Annotated in this window: 19 protein-coding genes; 9 read left to right on the top strand and 10 right to left on the bottom strand. The window is 42.5% G+C overall.

From position 1 onward, the window contains the following. Positions 1–768, bottom strand: a complete 768-nt coding sequence (gene mazG / locus F952_RS06885) for a nucleoside triphosphate pyrophosphohydrolase (protein WP_004924480.1) — start codon at positions 766–768, stop codon at positions 1–3. Between the two features lie 113 nt (positions 769–881). Between mazG and F952_RS06880 the strand changes: the two genes are divergently transcribed. Beyond that, positions 882–1,664, top strand: coding sequence for an SDR family oxidoreductase (locus F952_RS06880; protein WP_004924478.1), 783 nt, complete (start codon positions 882–884; stop codon positions 1,662–1,664). Positions 1,665–1,710: 46 nt separating this feature from the next. Here the strand turns inward: F952_RS06880 and F952_RS06875 are convergent, their stop codons facing one another. Genes F952_RS06875 through cysM form a run of 4 tightly spaced genes read right to left on the bottom strand, consistent with a single transcriptional unit; the run spans position 1,711 to position 7,227 of the window. Then, entirely contained in the window at positions 1,711–4,017 is a 2,307-nt protein-coding gene (locus F952_RS06875; RefSeq protein WP_004924472.1) for a RelA/SpoT family protein, read from the bottom strand. Positions 4,018–4,049: 32 nt separating this feature from the next. Beyond that, a complete protein-coding gene (gene rlmD / locus F952_RS06870) occupies positions 4,050–5,441 on the bottom strand; it encodes a 23S rRNA (uracil(1939)-C(5))-methyltransferase RlmD (protein WP_004924469.1) in 1,392 nt (463 codons plus the stop codon). Beyond that, positions 5,438–6,271, bottom strand: a complete 834-nt coding sequence (locus tag F952_RS06865) for a 3'-5' exonuclease (protein WP_004924466.1) — start codon at positions 6,269–6,271, stop codon at positions 5,438–5,440. Before F952_RS06865 ends, rlmD begins: the two co-directional genes overlap by 4 nt. A gap of 32 nt (positions 6,272–6,303) precedes the next feature. Continuing rightward, positions 6,304–7,227, bottom strand: a complete 924-nt coding sequence (cysM, locus tag F952_RS06860) for a cysteine synthase CysM (RefSeq protein ID WP_004924463.1) — start codon at positions 7,225–7,227, stop codon at positions 6,304–6,306. Between the two features lie 155 nt (positions 7,228–7,382). Here cysM and F952_RS06855 point away from each other — a divergent pair, with 155 nt between their 5' ends. The 5 genes from F952_RS06855 to rsfS all read left to right on the top strand — a co-directional run bounded on the left by F952_RS06855 (position 7,383) and on the right by rsfS (position 13,275). Then, positions 7,383–10,181 carry a GacS-like sensor histidine kinase gene (locus F952_RS06855; RefSeq protein ID WP_004924459.1) on the top strand — a complete coding sequence of 933 codons (2,799 nt, stop codon included), beginning with the start codon at positions 7,383–7,385 and terminating at the stop codon, positions 10,179–10,181. 80 nt (positions 10,182–10,261) lie between these two features. Next, complete coding sequence (locus F952_RS06850) at positions 10,262–11,050, top strand: crotonase/enoyl-CoA hydratase family protein (RefSeq protein ID WP_004924457.1); 789 nt, start codon at positions 10,262–10,264, stop codon at positions 11,048–11,050. Between the two features lie 14 nt (positions 11,051–11,064). After that, the gene (locus F952_RS06845; RefSeq protein WP_004924453.1) at positions 11,065–11,940 is read left to right on the top strand and encodes an NAD(P)-dependent oxidoreductase; all 876 of its coding nucleotides are present in this window, start codon (positions 11,065–11,067) and stop codon (positions 11,938–11,940) included. An 18-nt stretch (positions 11,941–11,958) separates the two neighbouring features. Further along, positions 11,959–12,753: a hydroxypyruvate isomerase family protein gene (locus tag F952_RS06840; protein WP_026056878.1), complete on the top strand. Its 795-nt coding sequence runs from the start codon at positions 11,959–11,961 to the stop codon at positions 12,751–12,753. A gap of 120 nt (positions 12,754–12,873) precedes the next feature. Continuing rightward, positions 12,874–13,275 carry a ribosome silencing factor gene (gene rsfS, locus F952_RS06835; RefSeq protein WP_004924449.1) on the top strand — a complete coding sequence of 134 codons (402 nt, stop codon included), beginning with the start codon at positions 12,874–12,876 and terminating at the stop codon, positions 13,273–13,275. A gap of 104 nt (positions 13,276–13,379) precedes the next feature. Here rsfS and F952_RS06830 read toward each other — a convergent pair whose 3' ends face one another. The 4 genes from F952_RS06830 to F952_RS06815 form a co-directional block, all read right to left on the bottom strand. Then, positions 13,380–13,694 (bottom strand): hypothetical protein, encoded by a 315-nt coding sequence (locus F952_RS06830; protein WP_004924447.1) that lies wholly within the window; start codon positions 13,692–13,694, stop codon positions 13,380–13,382. Positions 13,695–13,770: 76 nt separating this feature from the next. Then, positions 13,771–15,225 (bottom strand): NAD(P)(+) transhydrogenase (Re/Si-specific) subunit beta, encoded by a 1,455-nt coding sequence (locus F952_RS06825; protein WP_004924445.1) that lies wholly within the window; start codon positions 15,223–15,225, stop codon positions 13,771–13,773. A gap of 12 nt (positions 15,226–15,237) precedes the next feature. Further along, positions 15,238–15,552 (bottom strand): proton-translocating transhydrogenase family protein, encoded by a 315-nt coding sequence (locus F952_RS06820; RefSeq protein ID WP_004924444.1) that lies wholly within the window; start codon positions 15,550–15,552, stop codon positions 15,238–15,240. 11 nt (positions 15,553–15,563) lie between these two features. Continuing rightward, complete coding sequence (locus F952_RS06815; protein WP_004924443.1) at positions 15,564–16,691, bottom strand: Re/Si-specific NAD(P)(+) transhydrogenase subunit alpha; 1,128 nt, start codon at positions 16,689–16,691, stop codon at positions 15,564–15,566. 234 nt (positions 16,692–16,925) lie between these two features. On the opposite strand from F952_RS06815, the gene F952_RS06810 reads away from it, so the two are divergent. After that, the gene (locus F952_RS06810; protein ID WP_004924442.1) at positions 16,926–17,852 is read left to right on the top strand and encodes a DMT family transporter; all 927 of its coding nucleotides are present in this window, start codon (positions 16,926–16,928) and stop codon (positions 17,850–17,852) included. On the opposite strand, the gene soxR is transcribed toward F952_RS06810, so the two are convergent. Continuing rightward, positions 17,849–18,343: a redox-sensitive transcriptional activator SoxR gene (soxR, locus tag F952_RS06805; RefSeq protein WP_004924441.1), complete on the bottom strand. Its 495-nt coding sequence runs from the start codon at positions 18,341–18,343 to the stop codon at positions 17,849–17,851. The two genes, F952_RS06810 and soxR, sit on opposite strands and share 4 nt — an antisense overlap. A gap of 65 nt (positions 18,344–18,408) precedes the next feature. Between soxR and F952_RS06800 the strand changes: the two genes are divergently transcribed. Both F952_RS06800 and F952_RS06795 read left to right on the top strand, forming a co-directional pair. Beyond that, positions 18,409–18,828 (top strand): RidA family protein, encoded by a 420-nt coding sequence (locus F952_RS06800; protein ID WP_004924440.1) that lies wholly within the window; start codon positions 18,409–18,411, stop codon positions 18,826–18,828. Between the two features lie 14 nt (positions 18,829–18,842). Next, entirely contained in the window at positions 18,843–20,039 is a 1,197-nt protein-coding gene (locus tag F952_RS06795; RefSeq protein WP_004924439.1) for an MFS transporter, read from the top strand. The last annotated feature ends 45 nt before the right edge of the window (positions 20,040–20,084 follow it).

The following is a 20,084-nucleotide window of genomic DNA, read 5'->3' as shown; positions in this document are numbered from 1 at the left end:
TTAACCATTATTCAGATGTTGTTTGGCTTGATTCCAGAGCCCGTCTATCTCTTGCAGACTCATCTCTTCAAGCACTTTATGTTGTAATTGCGCCTGCTTCTCAATATAAGCAAAACGCTGTCTAAACTTGTGAATTGTAGCAAGTAGTGCCGATTCACTCGATAGGCCTAGTTTACGTCCAACATTGACCAATGAAAATAAACAATCACCAAATTCTTCAAAAATATGATCTACATCCTGCTTATGCAGAGCAGCTTCAAACTCACTTAGCTCTTCTTTGAGCTTTCCATAGGCATCTTCAAGATTGTCAAAATCAAAGCCCAATTGCGCTGCTTTTTTTTGAATATGCTGTGCCTGATTTAAAGCAGGTCCAGGCTTAATGTCATCTAGTCTTGAACGACTTTTACCTTGTTTTTCCTGTTGTTTAATCTGCTGCCAAAGTTCACTCACCTGTTCTGAATCTAAAGCAGAGAATTGCTCTGCCTGAAATACGTGTGGATGACGACGGATCAACTTTTCACTTAAGGTCGCCACAACATCCTGAAAATCAAAAGCACCTTGTTCCTTATACATCTGCGACTGAAAAACCACCTGTAACAGTAAATCACCAAGCTCCTGACGGATTTCATTCAGATCACCTGAGCGAACAGCAGCTTCTACTTCATAGGCTTCTTCAATCGCATATCGGGTTAAGCTTAAAGGCGTTTGTTCACGATCCCAAGGACACTCTAAACGCAAGGTTTGCATGATATCTAACAGTTTTTCCACAAAATGTCTCCGCTTAAGTCACTCAAAATTTAATCTGTTTATCATGAGGTTTGCTATCATGCATCCATCTTCTCCAATACATCGTCTTCATCCATTAAACCAAGAGCAAAAAGATGAAACAAACTATTTTGATCAGTGGTGCAGGTCAAGGCATTGGCGCCGAAATTGCCAAAACTTTTTATGATCATGGCTATTATGTGGGTTTATTTGATCTGAATATTCAAGCAGTGGATACACTTGCCCAGCAATTGGGCAGCAGAGCCTATTCAGGCTACCTTGATGTGAGTGATTATGCATCATGGCAAACAGCTCTTGAGCAATTTATGACTTGGGCAGGTCAGCTTAATATTCTGATCAATAATGCAGGGATTCTTTACTCTGGCTGTTTTGAAAGTATTAATATTGAAGCTCATCAACGAACCATGGCAGTCAACTGTATGGGTGTACTCAATGGTTGCCACGCTGCACTACCCTACCTAAAACAAAGCAACTTTGCGCGCGTTATTAATTTATCCTCGGCCTCTGCCATTTACGGTCAGGCCGATCTTGCGTCTTATTCAGCCAGTAAATTTGCAGTACGCGGGCTCACCGAAGCACTCGATATTGAATGGTCAAAGTACAATATCCGTGTATTAGATGTCATGCCGCTTTTTGTGCAAACAGCGATGGTTAAAGATATGGATGCAGGCAGCATTCAAAACATTGGCGTAGATCTGACACCACGCGACGTTGCAATTGAAGTACTCAAACTCGCTCAAAAAGAACAGACCACTTTTCAAGCTACACATACGCCTGTCGGACTCAAAACCAAAATACTGTATCAATTGTCGAGCGTCAGCCCTCAACTCATAAACCGACTGAGTAATCTTTGGCTATCACGACGCAATAAGTCATAAAACAGATCTAAACGTCAGCCTGCAATTGCAGGCTGACATATGTTGATTAATTGCCTTGAATCAAGCGACGCGCACTAATGATTCCAGGCTGTTGTTCCAAGCGAGCCAGAAGTCGAGATAATTGCGCTAACCCCTTAACCTCAATCAGAAGTTTCATATTGGCAATACCATCTGCCTCTGAAATAGTATTCACCTGACGGATATTAATCTGGTCTGAAAAAATCACTTGGGTCAGGTCTTTGAGTAAACCACGACGATCATAAGCATCAATCACAATTTGCACGCTCTGACCACGGGTCGGCTGCATTTCCCAGTCTGCTTCTACAGCACGCTCTGGTTCATTTTTGATCATACGCTGATAATCAGGACAACCCACTTTATGAATGCTGACCCCGCGATTTAAGGTAATATAACCACCGATAGACTCACCATGTACAGGCTGACAGCACTGCGCAATGTGCAGTTCAACATTATCCAGACCATCAATCAAAATACCATGTGCAGAGAGTGTATGGCTTGCACGCGGATTAAGTGTCGGTTTGAGCACCAGTTCAGGTTCATCCTGATCGAGATGCATCTGACGGTTAATCTGGTTGATCAGTGAATGTAGACTGACATCACCGCTGACCAGTGCAATCAGAACATCATCACCCGACTTGACATTAAAATGAGCACAATAATCACTTAAATCGATACTTTTCGGGTGAATGGCAAGACGGGAAAGTTCCTTATTGAGAATCTCTTTGCCAATTTCCAGGTTTTTACTGCGGTCTTGCTGGCGGAACCAATGACGTAGTTTATCTCTAGCACGTGCGGTGCGGATATAACCCAGTGAGTTGACCAACCAGTCGCGATTTGGTTCGCGATCTTTTTTGGTCAGAATCTCGACCTGCTCACCTGTTTTTAGCGTATAGGTCAGTGGAACATAGCGCTGATTGACACGCGCTGCATAACATTTGTTACCGACCTCAGTATGCACATGGTAGGCAAAATCCAGTACGGTTGAACCACGCGGCAATTCTTTAATATCACCATCACGGCTAAATACATAAATTTTTTCGAAGTCCTCAAAATTTTGCAATTCTTCAAAATTTTCGGCTTCATCATCATTCTTATGTACAGTTGTCTCATTACGTTCTTGATAATGTTCCAGAACCGAACGCAATGAATGTAATCGATGGTTAAAAGAACGATCGGTGGTTTTTGAACCTTCTTTATAATTAAAGTGAGAACAAACACCAAGCTCGGCTTCTTCGTGCATTTCGTGGGTACGAATCTGCACTTCAAGTGATTTGTTCTCGGCAATCACAGCAGTATGCAGCGAACGATAGCCATTTGCTTTTGGATTGGTAATATAATCATCAAACTGATGCGGAATATGTCGCCAGATCTGATGAACAATGCCCAAGGAGTGATAACACTCTGGAATATTTTGAACCAGCACACGCAGAGCACGAATATCATATAACTGATCAAAGCTCAGGTTTTTACTTTTCATTTTTCGATAAATCGAATAAATGTGTTTAACCCGTCCAGTAATTTCGGCGTTTATACCATATTCGGACAATTCAGTTTTTAATTTTAAAATCACCGATTGAATGTATTGTTCACGCTCAAGTCGCTTTTCATTCAATAAGGTGGCAATTTCTTTATAACGCTCAGGAGCCAGGTAACGAAATGCGAGATCTTCCAGCTCCCATTTGAGCTGCGCAATACCTAAACGGTGAGCAAGAGGTGCATAGATGGTAAGAATTTCGCGCGCTACGCGCTCTTGACGCTCACGCGATGATTTTGCCAGTTCACGCAGTGTGAAGGTACGCTCTGCAAGCTTAATTAAAACAACTCGAACATCTTCCGTCACAGCAATCAGCATTTTATAAATGCCTGACAAATGTTCACGCTGGTTATTATTAAAATGATCTTCCAGACGTTTATTTTTTTCGATCATTTCAGAGAGCTTACCCATTGCCAAAGTCCCTGTGACCAGACTATGAACTTGCTCACCAAATTTATCGCGTACTTCTTCTATAGGAATAATCCCTTCACGCACACTACGATAGAGTACTGCTGCGGACAAGGTATCTTCATCGACATGTAAATGTGCCAAAATATCAGCCATTCCAATACCTGTTGTAAAAGTATTAGAAGGATGATTGACGGTTGTTTCCAACACTTTTTTTAAAGTTAGTTGAGCCACTTTCTCAAGTTGTTTTAGCTCAGCCCCGTCTAATATTTCACTCACTCGTTTGAACCATGAAGCCAAATCGAGTTGTGTTTTTTCGGCATGCTCTACAGTCGTTTCCTCAGCCAACTCTGAGAGTCGCTCAGGCAACTGCTCACGTACTGTGACCATACCATTCTCCTATGGTGTTGTAACTCATGTTTTTAATCGTTTATCTCTTGAATTTTCTCAAATAAAGCAATTGATTCAACATGTTCAGTATGTGTAAACATGTCCATAACGCCTACTTTCTTTAACTGATAACCATGTTGAGCCAGTACACCTGCATCCCTTGCCAATGTTGCTGGATTACATGATACATAAACGATTCTTTTTGCCTCAAAATTCGCAATATAGTGCATGATTTCAAATGCACCGGAACGTGGAGGATCAATCAATAATGCATCAAATCCTTGATTTGCCCAAGAATGATGCGAAAAATCTTTTGTTAAATCTTGTGAATAGAACTCAACATTGTGCAAAGCATTTTGGGCTGCATTTTCAAACGCTCGTTGAACCATCTCTTCACTTCCCTCTACACCCACCACACGTCCTGTGTCACCGACACAACGCGCCAAAGGCAGCGAAAAATTTCCCAACCCGCAAAATAAGTCAAGAACATGCTCACCTTTTTGCAACTTAAGCAAATCACATGCCAATTTTAACATTTGTTGATTTACGGTTGCGTTGACTTGTGTAAAATCAAGTGGAGAAAACGCAAAATTTAGGTTAAAAGCAGGTACAGCATAATGCAATCGCATCTCTGCACCAGATCGGTCTACGCGCTTTAAGCTATCTGAACCCTTTGCCTGTAAATAGAGTTGCCAGTTTTTATGCTGCGCATAATCGCACAATTGAGTGATATCACTATCTGGTAAAGTGTTGAGATGTCGAACCAGTAATGAAACCTCATCATCGCCCATTGCCAGCTCAATATGACCAATCTCAGCTTTGGCAACAAGCCGATTTAACACATCATAAAGTTCGGGTAATGCTTGAGAAAGTCTTTGATCTAAAACAGCACAGCTTTGAATGGGTGTTAAACGATTACTCCCATGCTCACGAAAGCCCATGATCAGCTTTTGTTTTGCCGGAATATAACGCACGCCTACGCGTGCGCGACGTCGATAATCTGCACGTAGTGAACGGACTGGCGTTAGCCACTCATTAACGGTTAAACCAGCAAAATGCTGTAAATGCGACGCCAATACATGCTGCTTGATCTGAATTTGTTGGTTAGGCGTAATATGTTGCATACTACAACCACCACAAACACCAAAATGCGGACAGACAGGCACAATACGATCAATAGAAGGCTGATCGAGAATTTCAATCAGCTCACCTTCTTCAAAACGTTTGGTTTCGTGGGTGATTTTTGCCCGAACAACCTCTCCAGGTAAAGCATAGCGAACAAATACCTTTTTGCCATGTTTTGTCTGAGGATGTTCAGCGAACTCACCAAAATGTGCTATCCCTCGTCCTTCATGAGAAAAAGATTCTATCCGAAACGTATAGACCGTTGCAGATTTTGAACGAGATGAAGCATGTTTTTTCAAGAGGAACCTTCTTCCTGCGAAGTGCAAGGAAAATATTGCGATGTAAATGTCGTGTGCTGAGCGGTTTTCTGCCAGACACTTAAAAATTCGTTCTGTTGTGGTTGCTGATGCAAATAACCGATCGTTGTTTGAATCCAGTGATAATGATCATCCAGTGACATTTGTCCTTTTAGCAACAACCAGCGTAAATAAATCAGCCATGTATTGAGCACATCACCTTCGCAGTAGCTGGTCAGTTTAAGCCATTCAGCCTGCCTGACATACTCTGGAACATGATAACCCGACTCACCGCGTTTGCCTGGCAGGCCAAGTACACAGGCCACATCGTCCAGTTTTTGAAAATTACGACCATTAAACATGGCCATAACATCCATCAAATCGATATGACGATGATGGTAACGATTCTGATAGTTATTATAACGCTTTTGCTGATCAAGTTCTCCCTGATCGAACAAACTTGGTGCAGATAAACCATGATACATCGCGCGAAACAAGATAACAGGCAAATCAAATTGCGAACCGTTCCAACTCACGAGTGTCGGATGACGTTTATCAAAAATGGATAGAAATTTGGTCAGAATTTCTTTTTCACTGAGATTTTCCTGACTAAAAGAGAACAGCTTAAAACCTTGCTCATCAATCCATAGTCCCGAAATACAAACGATTTCATGCAATGCCAAACGCTGAAAATCCATCCCAGATTCTTGACGGCGCAGTTTGATCAGTGCCTGCTCAAGATCAGCTTCAGGTAAATCCAGATGATATAAATGCGCACCCGCTTTTAAATCGGTGAGTGTTTCAATATCAAAAACCAGTGTCGGAAAACGCATCAAACTCTCTCAGCTTGCAAATAACTTATCGCTCAATCTTGAACCGAAAATAGTCCAGTCGACAAGTAACGATCACCGCGATCACAAATAATACAAACAATGACTGCATCGGGCTGCTCTTCCGCAATCTTGAGAGATGCCCACACTGCACCCCCCGAAGAAGTTCCTGCACTAATTCCTTCTTCTCTGGCAAGACGGCGCATGGTTTTTTCAGCTTCGATTTGCGGAATATCAATAATTCGATCGACACGTGACGGTTCAAAAATGGTTGGCAAATATTCTTGTGGCCAACGTCGAATCCCCGCAATGCTTGATCCTTCAGATGGTTGTAAACCGACAATCTGGATATCTGGATTTTGCTCTTTTAGATATTTTGATACACCCATAATGGTGCCCGTCGTTCCCATCGAACTCACAAAATGCGTGATTTTTCCATTAGTCTGCTGCCAGATTTCAGGGCCAGTGGTGAGATAATGTGCTTCAACATTATCAGGATTACCAAACTGGTTTAAAACAAGCCCCTGACCTTCTGATTGCATTTTCAAGGCTAAATCACGAGCGCCTTCCATGCCTTGTTGCTGAGTCACTTCAATCAACTCTGCACCATAAGCCAACATTGCATCTTTACGCTCTTGGCTCATGTTATTGGGCATAATCAGCTTCATTTTATAACCACGCATGGCCGCAACCATCGCCAAGGCAATTCCTGTATTTCCGCTGGTTGCTTCAATCAATGTATCGCCTGGTCGAATCTTTCCACGCTTTTCAGCTTGCATGATCATGTTATAAGCAGGGCGATCTTTAACGGATCCTGCTGGATTGTTGCCTTCTAATTTTGCCAATACTACCGATTGTGTATGACACGCCAAACGCTGTAATCGCACCAATGGCGTCTTTCCAACATAATGATCTAACAAAAACTCATCAGCTAAAAAATTAGGTTCTACTGTGTTCATGATCAACACCTGAATCAAGGTGACGGCTATTGTATGAAAAAAACACCTCGCCTGCACTCCTTTCCCTCAGGTTTTTCTCAAGCTTGCTTAAAGCCCCATCAGTTTTGGGTAAAGCATGCTAATATGCCGCTCATAGGGATAGATCTGATCAGGCTATGTCAAATTTTAATAAAAAGTTATCGAAACGTTTACAGTTAAACCATGCCTATGGGCAACTGATCGCTTTAATTTTTGTACCCATTATGGTGTTGGCCAGTGTGGGAACGGTTCTGGTTCTAAATGAAACCAGCGCGGCAGCGAAATCTCAACAACGTCATACCGCTGCTGCATTACTTACGCGCTATGAGCATACAGCCAGTAATTTGCTTGAACTGGTCGAAAGACGTCCTGAGCAATATGATCAGGCACAGCGCATCATGCAAAACATGTTTAATGAACGCTATCTAAAGCGTGCAGCCATTATTGATCAGCAAGGACGAGTCTATCTCAGCATTGGTTATCGAGATACACGCTTCTGGCCACAAATTCCAAATATGGTGTTTTTTGGGCCAGTTACTCACAATCATAATAATATCTACGGACAGCGTATTCAGTCTCCCCTACACCAAGCAGCTTGGCTCGTCGTTGAGATGGACAATCAACCGTTACAGATTGCACATTATCGGGTCTTCCTTGTGCTTATCGTCACTGGCTTGATCACGTTACTTTTACTGTTATTGTGCCTAAACTTTTATTCACGTCGCTGGATTGCACCGATGTACGAAATTCGTATGCAATTACAGCGCCTGAATGCAGATACACTTGACCAGCATATGGTCATTAACAGTACGGGTGAACTACGTTTGCTACAGCGCGATATTGCCAATGTGGTCAAACGTTTACACTTCAGCTTTTTGGAGCTTAAAGAACACACCGAACAAACTGAAGATGATTTACGTCGAACGCTAGATACTTTAGAAGTACAGAATATTACCTACCGTCAGGCACGTGATCAGGCAATTTCAGCCAATCAGGCCAAGTCGGTTTTTCTTGCCAATATCAGTCATGAATTACGTACGCCTCTAAACAGTATCGATGGTTTTATTCATTTAATGCTGCGCCAGCAAAATCTGAGCAATGAGCAGCGCCTTTATATGCAAACCATTCGAAAATCCTCTGCGCATCTATTAGCACTCATTAATGATGTACTGGATTTCTCAAAAATCGATGCAGGGAAACTCGAACTCGAAACCGCCGCCTTTAATCTCGAAGAAGCCATTTTTGATGTGATGGATATGCTGTCGCCACTGGCCGCACAAAAGCACATCGACATGGCATTTTATTATGGTGATAACATTCCAGAAATCGTGATTGGTGATGCCTTACGAGTCAAGCAGATTCTCACCAATCTGATTTCCAATGCCATTAAATTTACTCCAGATGGCGAGATTATTGTTCGGGTTAGAATGGAACATGACGATATTGATCAATGCTTACTGCATTTTAGTGTGCAGGACAGCGGGATCGGTTTAAGTGGTACAGACCGTAAGAAACTGTTTGAATCCTTTTCTCAAGGGGATGCTTCGGTTACACGTCAATTTGGTGGAACAGGCTTAGGCTTAGCCATTTCAAAACAACTGGTTCAATTGATGCATGGTCATATTGGTTTTGAGGACAACCAGGAACGTGCACCGACCGAAAAAGGATCGACATTCTGGTTTACGGCTCAGTTTAAAACTCAAGAAGCACACATTATAGACCACCCAGAGTTCCCACAACTTCAGGTCGTATCGTATTTGGCACACCCTGCGACGGCCAATATTTTACGTCATTATCTGGAAAACTATGAGGTTCAACATACTGAAATCACCTCAATTCTGGAGCTATTTAGTCGACTCAATCACTTAAGTTCAAAAGAAAACACATGGTTAATTGTAGATCATAGTGGCGATACCGAAGCGTTACTCAAAGAAATTCGTCAACGCTATACGGGTAATCTCGCGGTATATGGTTATCAGATGGCACTTGAACCAAACATGCTGAATGAATACCGTGCAAGACCGTTATATCAGCCATTAAGCCGTAGTGCCCTGATCCAGCTCCTCAGCAATCAACCTATTTTTGAGCAGCCCCCTGAGCAATTTAATGGTCGTGGCCTACATGTATTGGCTGTTGATGATCATCTACCCAACCTGATTGTACTTGAAGCCTTATTAAGTGAGCTGAATGTCACCACCAGCAAGGCTTTGAGCGGTCAGGAGGCTTTAAATATTATTGAACAGCGTATCGAGCAAAATGAAAAACCATTTGATGTGGTATTTATGGACATTCAGATGCCTGTTATGTCTGGGATTGATACCACACGTGCCATTCGTTCCCTGGAATCAACACTTGACACCCAGATGCGCTTACCAATCATCGCACTGACCGCACACGCTTTGGCAGATGAAAAACAAAAACTACTCAAAGTAGGGATGGATGATTACGTCACTAAACCGATCCAGATGGAACAGATCATCCATATCTTAAATCAGTGGAGTAAAGCTGACTTTGATCATCCACCTCAAAATGATCATCAAATTTTAATTGATGCACTTGATCCCACTATTCTAGATTGGCAACAAAGCCTGCAACTGGCAGCCAATAAAGAAGACCTCGCCTATGACTTGCTCAAAATGCTGGTGGACAGCTTCGAAACAGAGTTAGGTGAAATGGAACAACTGATTGAGCTTGAAGACTTCCCACAGCTTGAACATGTTTTGCATCGACTTTATGGCGCCACACGCTATGTAGGCACCCCAAAATTACAACACGTGACTGGTGAGTTTGAACAGTTTGTTTCAACTTTACGCAAAGAACGTCGCAAGGCTGATGCAGACTTTGTGCAAAATGTATTAAAGCGTTTCGAAGAACTGCATTTGACTATTCGCGAAGTGGAAGGTGCAGCCAAACATATTTTATCCGAGCAGCAATAAATCTATGACTGAGCTGTTCTTTTTAAAGAGACAGCTCATGTTATGCTCAGGATTATATATTTTTAGATGAGTCCTCAGACATGGAATCGATCAAACTCACGATATCTCAAGGCATCGCACAGGTTACTTTAAACCGTCCAGAAAAACGTAACGCGATGAGTTTCAATCTGCTTCGTGAGCTTATTCAGACAGCTAAAACCATCAAAAAAGACCGCTCTGTTCGTTGTGTCATCCTAAGTGGTGAAGCGCATGTCTTTAGTGCAGGTATTGATTTAAGCGACCTGAATAATCCTAAAAATACAGTATATGCGGCATGGGAATTAATTAAACCAGGACAAAGCCTGTTCCAAAAGGCATTTTTGATCTGGCAAAGCCTGCCTGTGCCTGTAATTGCTGTCATTGAAGGTTATTGTTTTGGCGCAGGCATGCAATTGGCACTCGCTGCCGATATTCGGATTGCTCATCCAGAAACACAAATGTCAATTATGGAAAGCCGCTGGGGTCTTGTTCCAGATATGGGACTTACTCGATCAATCAAAGGACTAATTGGATCAGATCTTGCCAAAGAGCTCACACTGACTGCACGAATTTTCGATGCAGAGTACGCACATGACATTGGTCTGGTCACTCATCTTTCAGCACAGCCATGGCAGCATGCACAACAACTAGCCAGCGAGTTGCAACAGCGTTCCCCAGATGCACTGGCCGCAGCGAAATTTGTCTTAAATGCCATGGAACATCAACCTCAGCGTGCCTTACGCCTGGAGAAGCTGTGGCAGTTAAAGTTATTATTGGGTAAAAATAGTCGACTCGCGCGACAAAAGGACAAACATCCCGAAGTAGAGTTTTTGCCTCGTCAATATCAATAATCAAGGATTACATTATGCGTTTTGATCGTCACACGCCTATTGCTTTTATCGGGATGGGTTTAATGGGTAGCCGCATGGCGACACGACTGGTTCAGGCAGGTTTTTCTGTGGCTGTTTGGAATCGAACACAAAGCGCATGTGATGTTTTACTCGATATGGGTGCACAAGCCCTGAGTCTTGAAAAAATTGCAGATTATCCTGTTATTTTGATGTGCTTGGCAGATGATCAGGCCGTAAATCATGTGTATGAACAAGTTCATCACCTTGTACGTCCTCAACAGATTATTGTGGATTTTTCTAGCTTGTCTGTAAACCAAACCAAATATCTGGCCGACCGTGCTCAGCAGCAGCAAGCCATCTGGATTGATTCTCCTGTTTCAGGTGGAACCTCAGGCGCAGAACAAGGAACGCTGGTCATTTTTGCAGGCGGTAATGAAAGTACGATTCAAGATCTAGGCTTAATTTATAACGTACTTTCACAGCGTGTGACACGCATGGGAGATACAGGAACAGGTCAGGCAACCAAAATATGCAATCAACTAATTGTGGCTGCAAACAGTGCTTTAATCGCTGAAGCTGTAGCACTTGCACATCGTGCAGGTGTTGACACAACACTATTGGCACCTGCATTAGCCAATGGCTTTGCCGACTCCAAACCCTTTCAAATTTTGGCGCCACGTATGGCACGACAAATTTTTGAGCCTGTGCAATGGAAAGTGCAAACGCTCGCCAAAGATTTAAATAATGCTGTTGAGCTGGCAACGCATTATGCGCTAGATATCCCTGTTGCACATCAGGCTCTACATCAGTTACACAGCCACCAACAAAACGGCTATGCGCAAAGTGATTTAGCTACTATGATCAAACAAGTAGAAGATCAAGATCAATAAAAAGTAAGGAAATACATGATGAGTCAGCTTGCAGTCAATCTGTCCATGATATTTACAGAGTCACCTTTAATTGAACGCTTTGCATTAGCGCATCAGTATGGATTTCAGCATGTTGAAATCCAGTTTCCGTATGAGCTCTCTATTGAGGAGATCCAGACTCAATTGGCTCAATACAATTTGAGTTTATGTCTGATCAATGTTCCCGCAGGCGACCTGATGCAAGGTGGTGATGGTCTGGCTGGCATACCAGGTCAAGAACAGGCTTTTGCACAAGCATTACAACAAGCCGTTGAGTATGCCACTGCGTTAAATGTTCCACGGGTGAATATTCTCGCTGGCAAACAACCGGTTGATACAGACCTGCTGCCTTGCTTGAATACACTAGCCAGTAATCTCAAATTTGCATGTGAGCGTTTGACTGAACACGGTATTGAGCCCGTTTTTGAGATGATCAATGGTACAGATATGCCACGCTTCTTGGTTCAGAACATTGCTCAGGCGCAAGAAATGCTAGAAGCTGTAAGGCACCCTGCTCTCAAGATGCAATATGATTGTTACCATATGGCCATGATGGGCGAAGATGTGCTCGCAGGCTTAAAAGAAAATATCGGTCAGATCGGACATATTCAATTTGCAGACTGTCCTGGACGTCACGAACCAGATACTGCGCAAATCCACTTTAATGAAATTTTTCAATGGATACAGCAAAGCACTTATCAAGGTTATATTGCGGCTGAATATCGACCTCAATCCAGCTCAGCGCAATCTTTTGCGTGGAAAAACAAATATTTCGCAAATGATGTAAATAGCTAGTTAAATGCATGTTTCTTTTTTAAACAATTTTTTTCAATATCATCTTCGATCAAAAATTGAAATTTGGACGTAAAGACGCTATATTAAACAATGAGTAATTGTCAGGAAACTATACCCTTTATGAATTTAGAACCATCGCCCAGCGCTTCTAATTCTCACGATCTCGCAATGAATTCAACGCAGCATAATGTACAGACATGCTTAAAAGTCGTACATGATGCGCTTACCGATGTAAAAGCAAAAGACATTTTAGAGCTTGATGTCAGCAACATCAGTAATGTTGCTGACGCAATTATTATTGCTAGTGGTACCTCAACCCGTCACGTTAAAGCCCTTGCAGACAACGTAGCTGATGAAGCACGTAAGTCAGGTTTTCGTCCAATCGGCATTGAAGGTGAACGCGATGCAGAATGGATCCTCATCGATCTAGGCTACGTCGTTGTACATGTAATGCTACCTACTGCTCGTAAGTTTTACGACCTTGAAAGCTTATGGCGCAATGCTCCAGAGGCAACAGCCTAAAATTATAAAAGCATATAAAAAGCGACCCTCATGGTCGCTTTTTTATGATTAAGATTTTGATTAATACATGTATGACAGAGCACAAAACCCCTTAATCCAATCAACTATACACTTTCATGAGGATTCGACGCATAGAGCGTACTGGTCTGCCATTTCTTTTTACGAGTATTGATCAAAATAAATACTCCCACCACAGTTCCTATTGGAAATCCAAGGAGTAATAAACACCCTAAACCTTGTGATAAGGTTTTTCCTACTTCAGTGCCGTTTTTCACTTCGTTTGAAGCCTTAAAATGTAAAAAGAACATGCCACCGTAGATGGCAGTTAGTAAAATTAAGACAGTAAACGTGTCCGACTTGCCATGTTGTATAAAAATAATCCAGGCCAATACCAACATCATCGCATATAAAACTATCATACATCGATGCGTATAAAATAAAGCTTTATTCATCCGTAAAAAAACCACCCGCAGGTGGTTTTCGTTTTAGCTCAGATTAGTGACCATTGCCATTAATGGCTTTGGTCATATCTTCCACCACTTTCTTGGCATCACCAAAAATCATCATGGTTTTTTCGTTATAGAACAAATCATTATCCAGACCTGCATAACCTGTTGCCATTGAACGTTTGATCACCATAATGGTTCGTGCCTTGTGTGCTTCCAAAATCGGCATACCATAAATTGGAGAGCTTGGATCATCTTTGGCAGCCGGATTGACGACGTCATTGGCACCAATGACAAGTACGACGTCGGTTGCTGGAAAGTCTGAGTTAATCTCATCCATTTCCAAAATGTCTTCATATGCAACGTCAGCTTCTGCCAAAAGTACGTTCATGTGACCTGGCATACGCCCCGCCACTGGGTGAATTGCAAAACGCACCTTTACGCCCTGCTCTTTGAGCAATTCGCAAAGTTCTTTTACCGCATTTTGTGCACGACCTTGTGCCATACCATAACCTGGTACAATCACCACACTGTCTGCATTCGACATCAAGAAGCCTGCATCATCTGCCGAACCTGAACGATGGTTACGTTGAACCTGCTCACCTTTGGCAGCACCCGCAACCGCAGCACCGCCCATTGCGCCACCAAACAGAACATTTAAGATGTTACGGTTCATGGCTTTACACATAATGTAAGACAGGATCGCACCCGATGAACCGACTAATGAACCCGCCACAATCAGCATGTTATTTTCTAAGGTAAAACCAATCCCTGCTGCCGCCCATCCAGAGAATGAGTTGAGAAGTGACACCACTACTGGCATATCACCGCCACCGACAGGCGCAATCCAGACCCAGCCAAATGCAAGTGCCAATATGGTCATTGCCCAGAATGCCGTCATATTGCCCGTCGAGAAGAAGTAAAAACCGCAAGCCAACATCGCAATAAAGATGATTGCCTGAACAGGTTTAACCCAAGCGCCAGAAATGGTTTTTGCCCATTTCTTTGCAGCCAGTTTACCGTAGGCAAACACCGAAGCTGTAAAGGTAATCGCACCGACAAAACACCCTACAAACAGTTCAAATAAATGCACTGGGCTCATATGTGCATGCTGAACGCCCGCAGCAGTCAATGCTGCTTCGTTTTGTTCGAACAGAACTGTTAATTGGTTGTTATGCAAAATTGCCGCAATCGCAATGAGTACTGCTGCCAAACCCACCAGAGAGTGCATCAGTGCAACCGTTTCTGGCATTTGTGTCATCGGTACTGTACGTGCACGCACAATCCCCACAATCGCACCCAACACCATTGCCCCAACAATCATCCAGACCACAGGATGATCCGCGACAAAGAACGTGGTCAATACCGCAATCGCCATACCGATCATGCCGTAGCGGTTGCCTGAAATTGCTGTTTTAGGGCCAGACAAACCACGTAGCGTCATAATAAACAGGACAGCACCAATGAGGTAGAACCACTCTGCATTCGCTCGAATAAATTCCATGTTTTCGTCCTCTTATTTTTTCTGCTTCGGCTTAAACATTTCAAGCATGCGCGCAGTCACTGCGAAACCACCAAAAATGTTAATACTGGCCAAGAACACCGCAATTGCGCCTAATACACTCACAACATTAATTGTTTGAAAATCTACGCTACCTTCCACACCAATCATGGGTAAACCCACGGTTTGGATCATCGCGCCCACGATAATGATCGAAGATAAAGCATTGGTCACTGCCATAAGCGGCGTATGTAATGCAGGTGTTACCCCCCATACCACGTAATAACCTACGAAGATGGCAAGGACGAAAATTGTAATCGTTTCAACCATGAGTATTCTCCTTAACCACGCTTAAGCAGCACTTGACCGCCATGAGTGACCAATAGGGCTTTCTGAATTTCTTCTTCTGGATTGATGGCAAAATTTTTGTCTTGATCAAACAGTGTTTCAACAAAATTGAACACATTACGTGCATAAAGTGCTGAAGCTTCTGTCGACAAGGTCGATGGAATATTGGGAACACCTAAAATCTTCACACCATTTTCGGTGAATACCGTTTCGCCGACTTTAGAACCTTCAACGTTACCACCTGTTTCAACTGCCATATCCAAAATCACCGAACCTGGTTTCATTTTGGCCACCGTTTCCGCTTTAATCAGACGCGGTGCATTTCGACCCGGTAATAGCGCAGTCGTAATGACGATATCGGCATTGGATACGGCTTTATCGACAATGGCTGCCTGATCCTTGATGTACTGCTCACCTGGTGTCCAGCCATATCCATTTTTGGCAGCTTCATCGGCACGCGCTTGCTCTTCAGGTGACATTGGCACGTCTAACCACTTCCCCCCAAGCGATTCGACTTGCTCTTTAGCCGTTGGACGCAAATCGGTTGCTTCAACCACTGCACCCAAACGCTTTGCAGTTGCAATCGCTTGAAGACCTGCAACACCAACGCCCATAATCACCACACGTGCAGGTTTTACTGTACCTGCTGCGGTCATGAGCATTGGGAACATACGTTGATATTCAGCAGCAGCGAGTAATACAGATTTGTATCCAGCCAAGTTGGCTTGAGAGGATAAAACATCCATATTTTGTGCACGCGACAAGGTACGTGGTAATAGCTCTAGCGCAAATGCAGACACATTTTGATCCGCAAATGCATCCAGATCAGGATTACGATAAGGATCAAACATTGCCACAACGGTCGTATTGGCTGAAAGCTTTTGAATTTCGTCACTGTGTGGTGCACGAACTTTCAAAATCAATTGGCTACCTTGATAGGCATTATCCGTAATGGTGGCGCCCACCTGTTCATAAGCACTATCGATGTAAGCAGCTTTTACCCCTGCTCCACGTTCAATAACGACATGATGGCCAGCACTAATCAACTTTTTAACAGTCTCTGGTGTCGCAGCAACACGATTTTCACCAGCGATCGTTTCTGTTGGGATTCCGATCTGCATGAGCGTTCCTCAAGCTAATTTTCTTAAGTACAAACATCGTAAAAAACGATGTTCTCCCCCAGGTTGTGTTTTGTTCATTTTTTGGATTCTAATTGAACTTTTTCAAATTACCACCCACTATTTATTTAATAAATACCTATATTTTGAACTAGCAATTCATCTTTCTAGAATAAAAATATAAAATTGAAGGGTTTCACTCTACAATTTAACTATTATTTTTATATTTTTCATTTCATGAGATTTTCCTTCTCACCAGTTCAAACTGGTTCATTATGCGCGGTTTCTGCTGCATTTTTATTTAGTACAAAAGCAATATTCATCAAACAAGCTTATGCTCTTTCACCTTTGGTAGATGCAACATTGCTTATGGCACTTCGCATGATCAGCGCCTTACCCTTCTTTTTACTTTTATGCTGGTTTAATCGCCATCATAATCAAGCCATTTCGGCAAAAGATTGGCTTGTTTTAATTTTCTCTGGGCTTTTAGGGTATTACTTTGCAAGCTGGTTAGATTTTATGGGTCTGATGTTGATCAGTGCATCACTTGAACGCATTATTTTATTTTTATATCCAACACTCACTGTTTTAGCTTCTTCTTTTCTTTATCATCAAAAATTAAATATAAAAACTTGGTTTGCCATTTTTCTGAGTTATGGAGGAACCGTTTTAGTGATGTTACAAGAGGGTAAAAATGCACCAAGTCAGGGCGGTTTTTGGTTGGGTGCAAGTCTCGTATTTGCCAGTGCAGTTGCCTTTGCAGTTTACCTTCTTTTAACTCCTGCTTTAATTAAGAAATTTGGTTCATGGAACTTTACAGGTTTGGCTTCAAGTGTTGCCTGCTTAGGTACTATCATGCATTATTTAATTGCCACTCCTGCACCATTAACGGTCATCAATGAATTACCATTGGCTGTATGGGGTTACGGTATCAGTTTGGGGTTTTTCGTCACGGTAATTCCAACCATATTGCTCATGCAAGGTATCCAGCGATTAGGCGCCTCTCAATCTGCAATGATTGCCTCAATTGGCCCTATTTTAACCATTTTACTTGCTGTCATCTTTTTAAATGAACAATTAAACTTGTGGCAATGGCTAGGCTGTGTACTTAACATTTTAGGCGTACTGCTAATTACTTTAAGTAAAACCCGTTTAAAACATTAATCTTCTGTATCAAGCTGTTCAATCTGGTATTGAACCCTCTGAAAATGTGCGCCATTTGATTGGCTCGCATAATGATCATCAGGATTACGTAGCGGACATTGATCAAGTGAGAGGCATCCACACCCGATACACCAGTCGAGTTGCTGTCTGAGCTGCAATAAGGTCTGAATTTTTTTATCGAGTTGATTCTTCCAGAGATTAGACATTTTTTCCCAGTCTTGTTTAGATGCCATTTTACGATCGGGTAAAACCGAGAATGCTTGTTTAAGCTCTTCAAGACTGATGCCCACCAACTGCGCTACTTTAATAATTGCGATACGTCTGAGCATCGCACGCAGATATCGGCGTTGATTGCCATTAGTTCGAATACTCCAGATCAATTGTTTCGCTTCATAAAAGCGTATGGTCGGCACACTTACACCGCTTCGTTTCGCCAACTCTCCAATTGTGATGAACTGTTGCCCTAAATTTTCTTGATTTGATTGCTTCAATCGCTTGACCTCAAGTTAACTTGAGCTTTGATACTAGCATCAATTCGAGTAACGGTCATATTCTCATGTCATGCAAATCTGTACCTTTTTTTCAAGTCATTAACCCAGAAACGTTATATAATCCCCAGGCATTTGCTTATAGTCATATTGTAGAAATTACACACGTTCAGCGTATCCTGCATATTGCAGGTCAAGGTGGGGAAAATCAGGCAGGTGAAATTTCAGCCGATTTTTCCCAACAAGTATGGCAAGCGTTTCACAATGTTAAACGAGCACTTCAATATATGCAGGCCTCTATTCATCATATCGCGATGTTAAGGCTACTGATTGTGAATCATGATACGAGCAAACATCAGGTCGTGATTAAAATCATGCAGACATTATGGCCTGAACAAAACTTTCCTGCTTGTACACTTATCCCTGTAACACAACTGGCATTGCCCAGTATGCAATTTGAAGTTGAAGCAACTGCGTATACCCATTGAAATGAGAAAACTTTATGCAAGAAACATCTGATATTAGCCAGAATAAAAAACTACTTTGGTTGATGGCACTTGCATGTGGTTTAACCGCTGGTGCAAATTACTTTTGCCAACCGCTGATTAATTCGATTCAACATGCCTTTGGGGTCACTACAGCCCAAGCTCAATTGACTGTTACATTTGCGCAAATGTCGTATGCATTTGGCTTACTTCTGATTGTACCTCTGGGCGATATTGTCAATAAAACCAAATTTATTCCGCTATTGATGGCCTTGGCTGGTGTTGGACTTTTGATATGTGCCACATCAGTGAATTTAACCATGCTCTGGGTCGGAACCGTCATTACAGGTCTATTTTCAGTTGCAGCTCAGGTATTGATTCCGTTTGCAACCATGACCGTTCGGCCTGAAAAAATAGGCGAAGTGGTTGGATTCTTAATGAGTGGGCTGCTGGTTGGCATTTTACTTTCGACCAGCTTGTCAGGACTACTGTCGCAATTGGTGCACTGGAAATTGATTTATGTGGTTAGTGCAGTACTCATCTTTATTTTAGCCTTTAAACTAAAATCCGAACTGCCTTATGCCATGCGCATTCGAATGAAATACAGCGATGTATTTAAATCGATGGCTGAACTGTTGGTGAGTGAAAAACGTTTATCGATTCGGGCCTATGCAGGCGCAGGTGCATTTGCGTCTATGAGTGTGATTTTCTCGACCATTGCCGTGTATCTATCTTCCGCACCATTTCATTTGCAAGATATGTGGATTGGCTTGGTCAGTTTGGTGGGTGTATTTGGGGCCTTGTCTTCCCAGTTTGTAGGAAAGTATGCCGATCGTGGCTACGGAACGCTGTTTACTTTTCTGGGCTGTGGTTTCTTAATTTTAAGCTGGATAATTTTTTATTTTTCTTCGGCTGGATTGGGATTGTATTTAATTGGTTTTGCCACGACCAACTTAGGCTTGGCGTTTGTGCATTCGTGCAATCAAAATATTATTTTTCGAATTCGTCCCAATGCCAAATCTCGCCTGAATGCCATCTATATGACGCTATATTTTGGTGGCGCTGCAACGGGTTCTGCGATTGGTACATATGCATGGAATCATGGTGGATGGGCATATACCTGCATGGCAGGTTTGGCACTAGCGATCTTTGCCAGCTTCTTTGCGCTTTTAGATTACTTGCTATATCGGAATGAAAAACCCAATGTAGTGTGACAAACGTCCCCAATTGCATAATTTGGGGATTTAGCATAAACCGCG

It is taken from the genome of Acinetobacter baylyi DSM 14961 = CIP 107474 (assembly GCF_000368685.1).
In the GTDB taxonomy this organism is placed as follows: domain Bacteria; phylum Pseudomonadota; class Gammaproteobacteria; order Pseudomonadales; family Moraxellaceae; genus Acinetobacter; species Acinetobacter baylyi.
The sequence above is the reverse complement of the archived record's forward strand: the minus strand, read 5'-3'. Positions and strand labels throughout refer to the sequence as shown.

Coding starts and splice junctions, on each gene's coding strand:
- F952_RS06800 (WP_004924440.1), top strand. CDS start 18,409: ATGTCATGCAAATCTGTACCTTTTTTTCAAGTCATTAACCCAGAAACG.
- F952_RS06875 (WP_004924472.1), bottom strand. CDS start 4,017: ATGGTCACAGTACGTGAGCAGTTGCCTGAGCGACTCTCAGAGTTGGCT.
- F952_RS06865 (WP_004924466.1), bottom strand. CDS start 6,271: ATGCGTTTTCCGACACTGGTTTTTGATATTGAAACACTCACCGATTTA.
- F952_RS06810 (WP_004924442.1), top strand. CDS start 16,926: ATGAGATTTTCCTTCTCACCAGTTCAAACTGGTTCATTATGCGCGGTT.
- F952_RS06850 (WP_004924457.1), top strand. CDS start 10,262: ATGGAATCGATCAAACTCACGATATCTCAAGGCATCGCACAGGTTACT.
- F952_RS06840 (WP_026056878.1), top strand. CDS start 11,959: ATGAGTCAGCTTGCAGTCAATCTGTCCATGATATTTACAGAGTCACCT.
- F952_RS06815 (WP_004924443.1), bottom strand. CDS start 16,691: ATGCAGATCGGAATCCCAACAGAAACGATCGCTGGTGAAAATCGTGTT.
- F952_RS06795 (WP_004924439.1), top strand. CDS start 18,843: ATGCAAGAAACATCTGATATTAGCCAGAATAAAAAACTACTTTGGTTG.
- F952_RS06830 (WP_004924447.1), bottom strand. CDS start 13,694: ATGATAGTTTTATATGCGATGATGTTGGTATTGGCCTGGATTATTTTT.
- F952_RS06855 (WP_004924459.1), top strand. CDS start 7,383: ATGTCAAATTTTAATAAAAAGTTATCGAAACGTTTACAGTTAAACCAT.
- F952_RS06845 (WP_004924453.1), top strand. CDS start 11,065: ATGCGTTTTGATCGTCACACGCCTATTGCTTTTATCGGGATGGGTTTA.
- rsfS (WP_004924449.1), top strand. CDS start 12,874: ATGAATTTAGAACCATCGCCCAGCGCTTCTAATTCTCACGATCTCGCA.
- F952_RS06820 (WP_004924444.1), bottom strand. CDS start 15,552: ATGGTTGAAACGATTACAATTTTCGTCCTTGCCATCTTCGTAGGTTAT.
- F952_RS06880 (WP_004924478.1), top strand. CDS start 882: ATGAAACAAACTATTTTGATCAGTGGTGCAGGTCAAGGCATTGGCGCC.
- F952_RS06825 (WP_004924445.1), bottom strand. CDS start 15,225: ATGGAATTTATTCGAGCGAATGCAGAGTGGTTCTACCTCATTGGTGCT.
- cysM (WP_004924463.1), bottom strand. CDS start 7,227: ATGAACACAGTAGAACCTAATTTTTTAGCTGATGAGTTTTTGTTAGAT.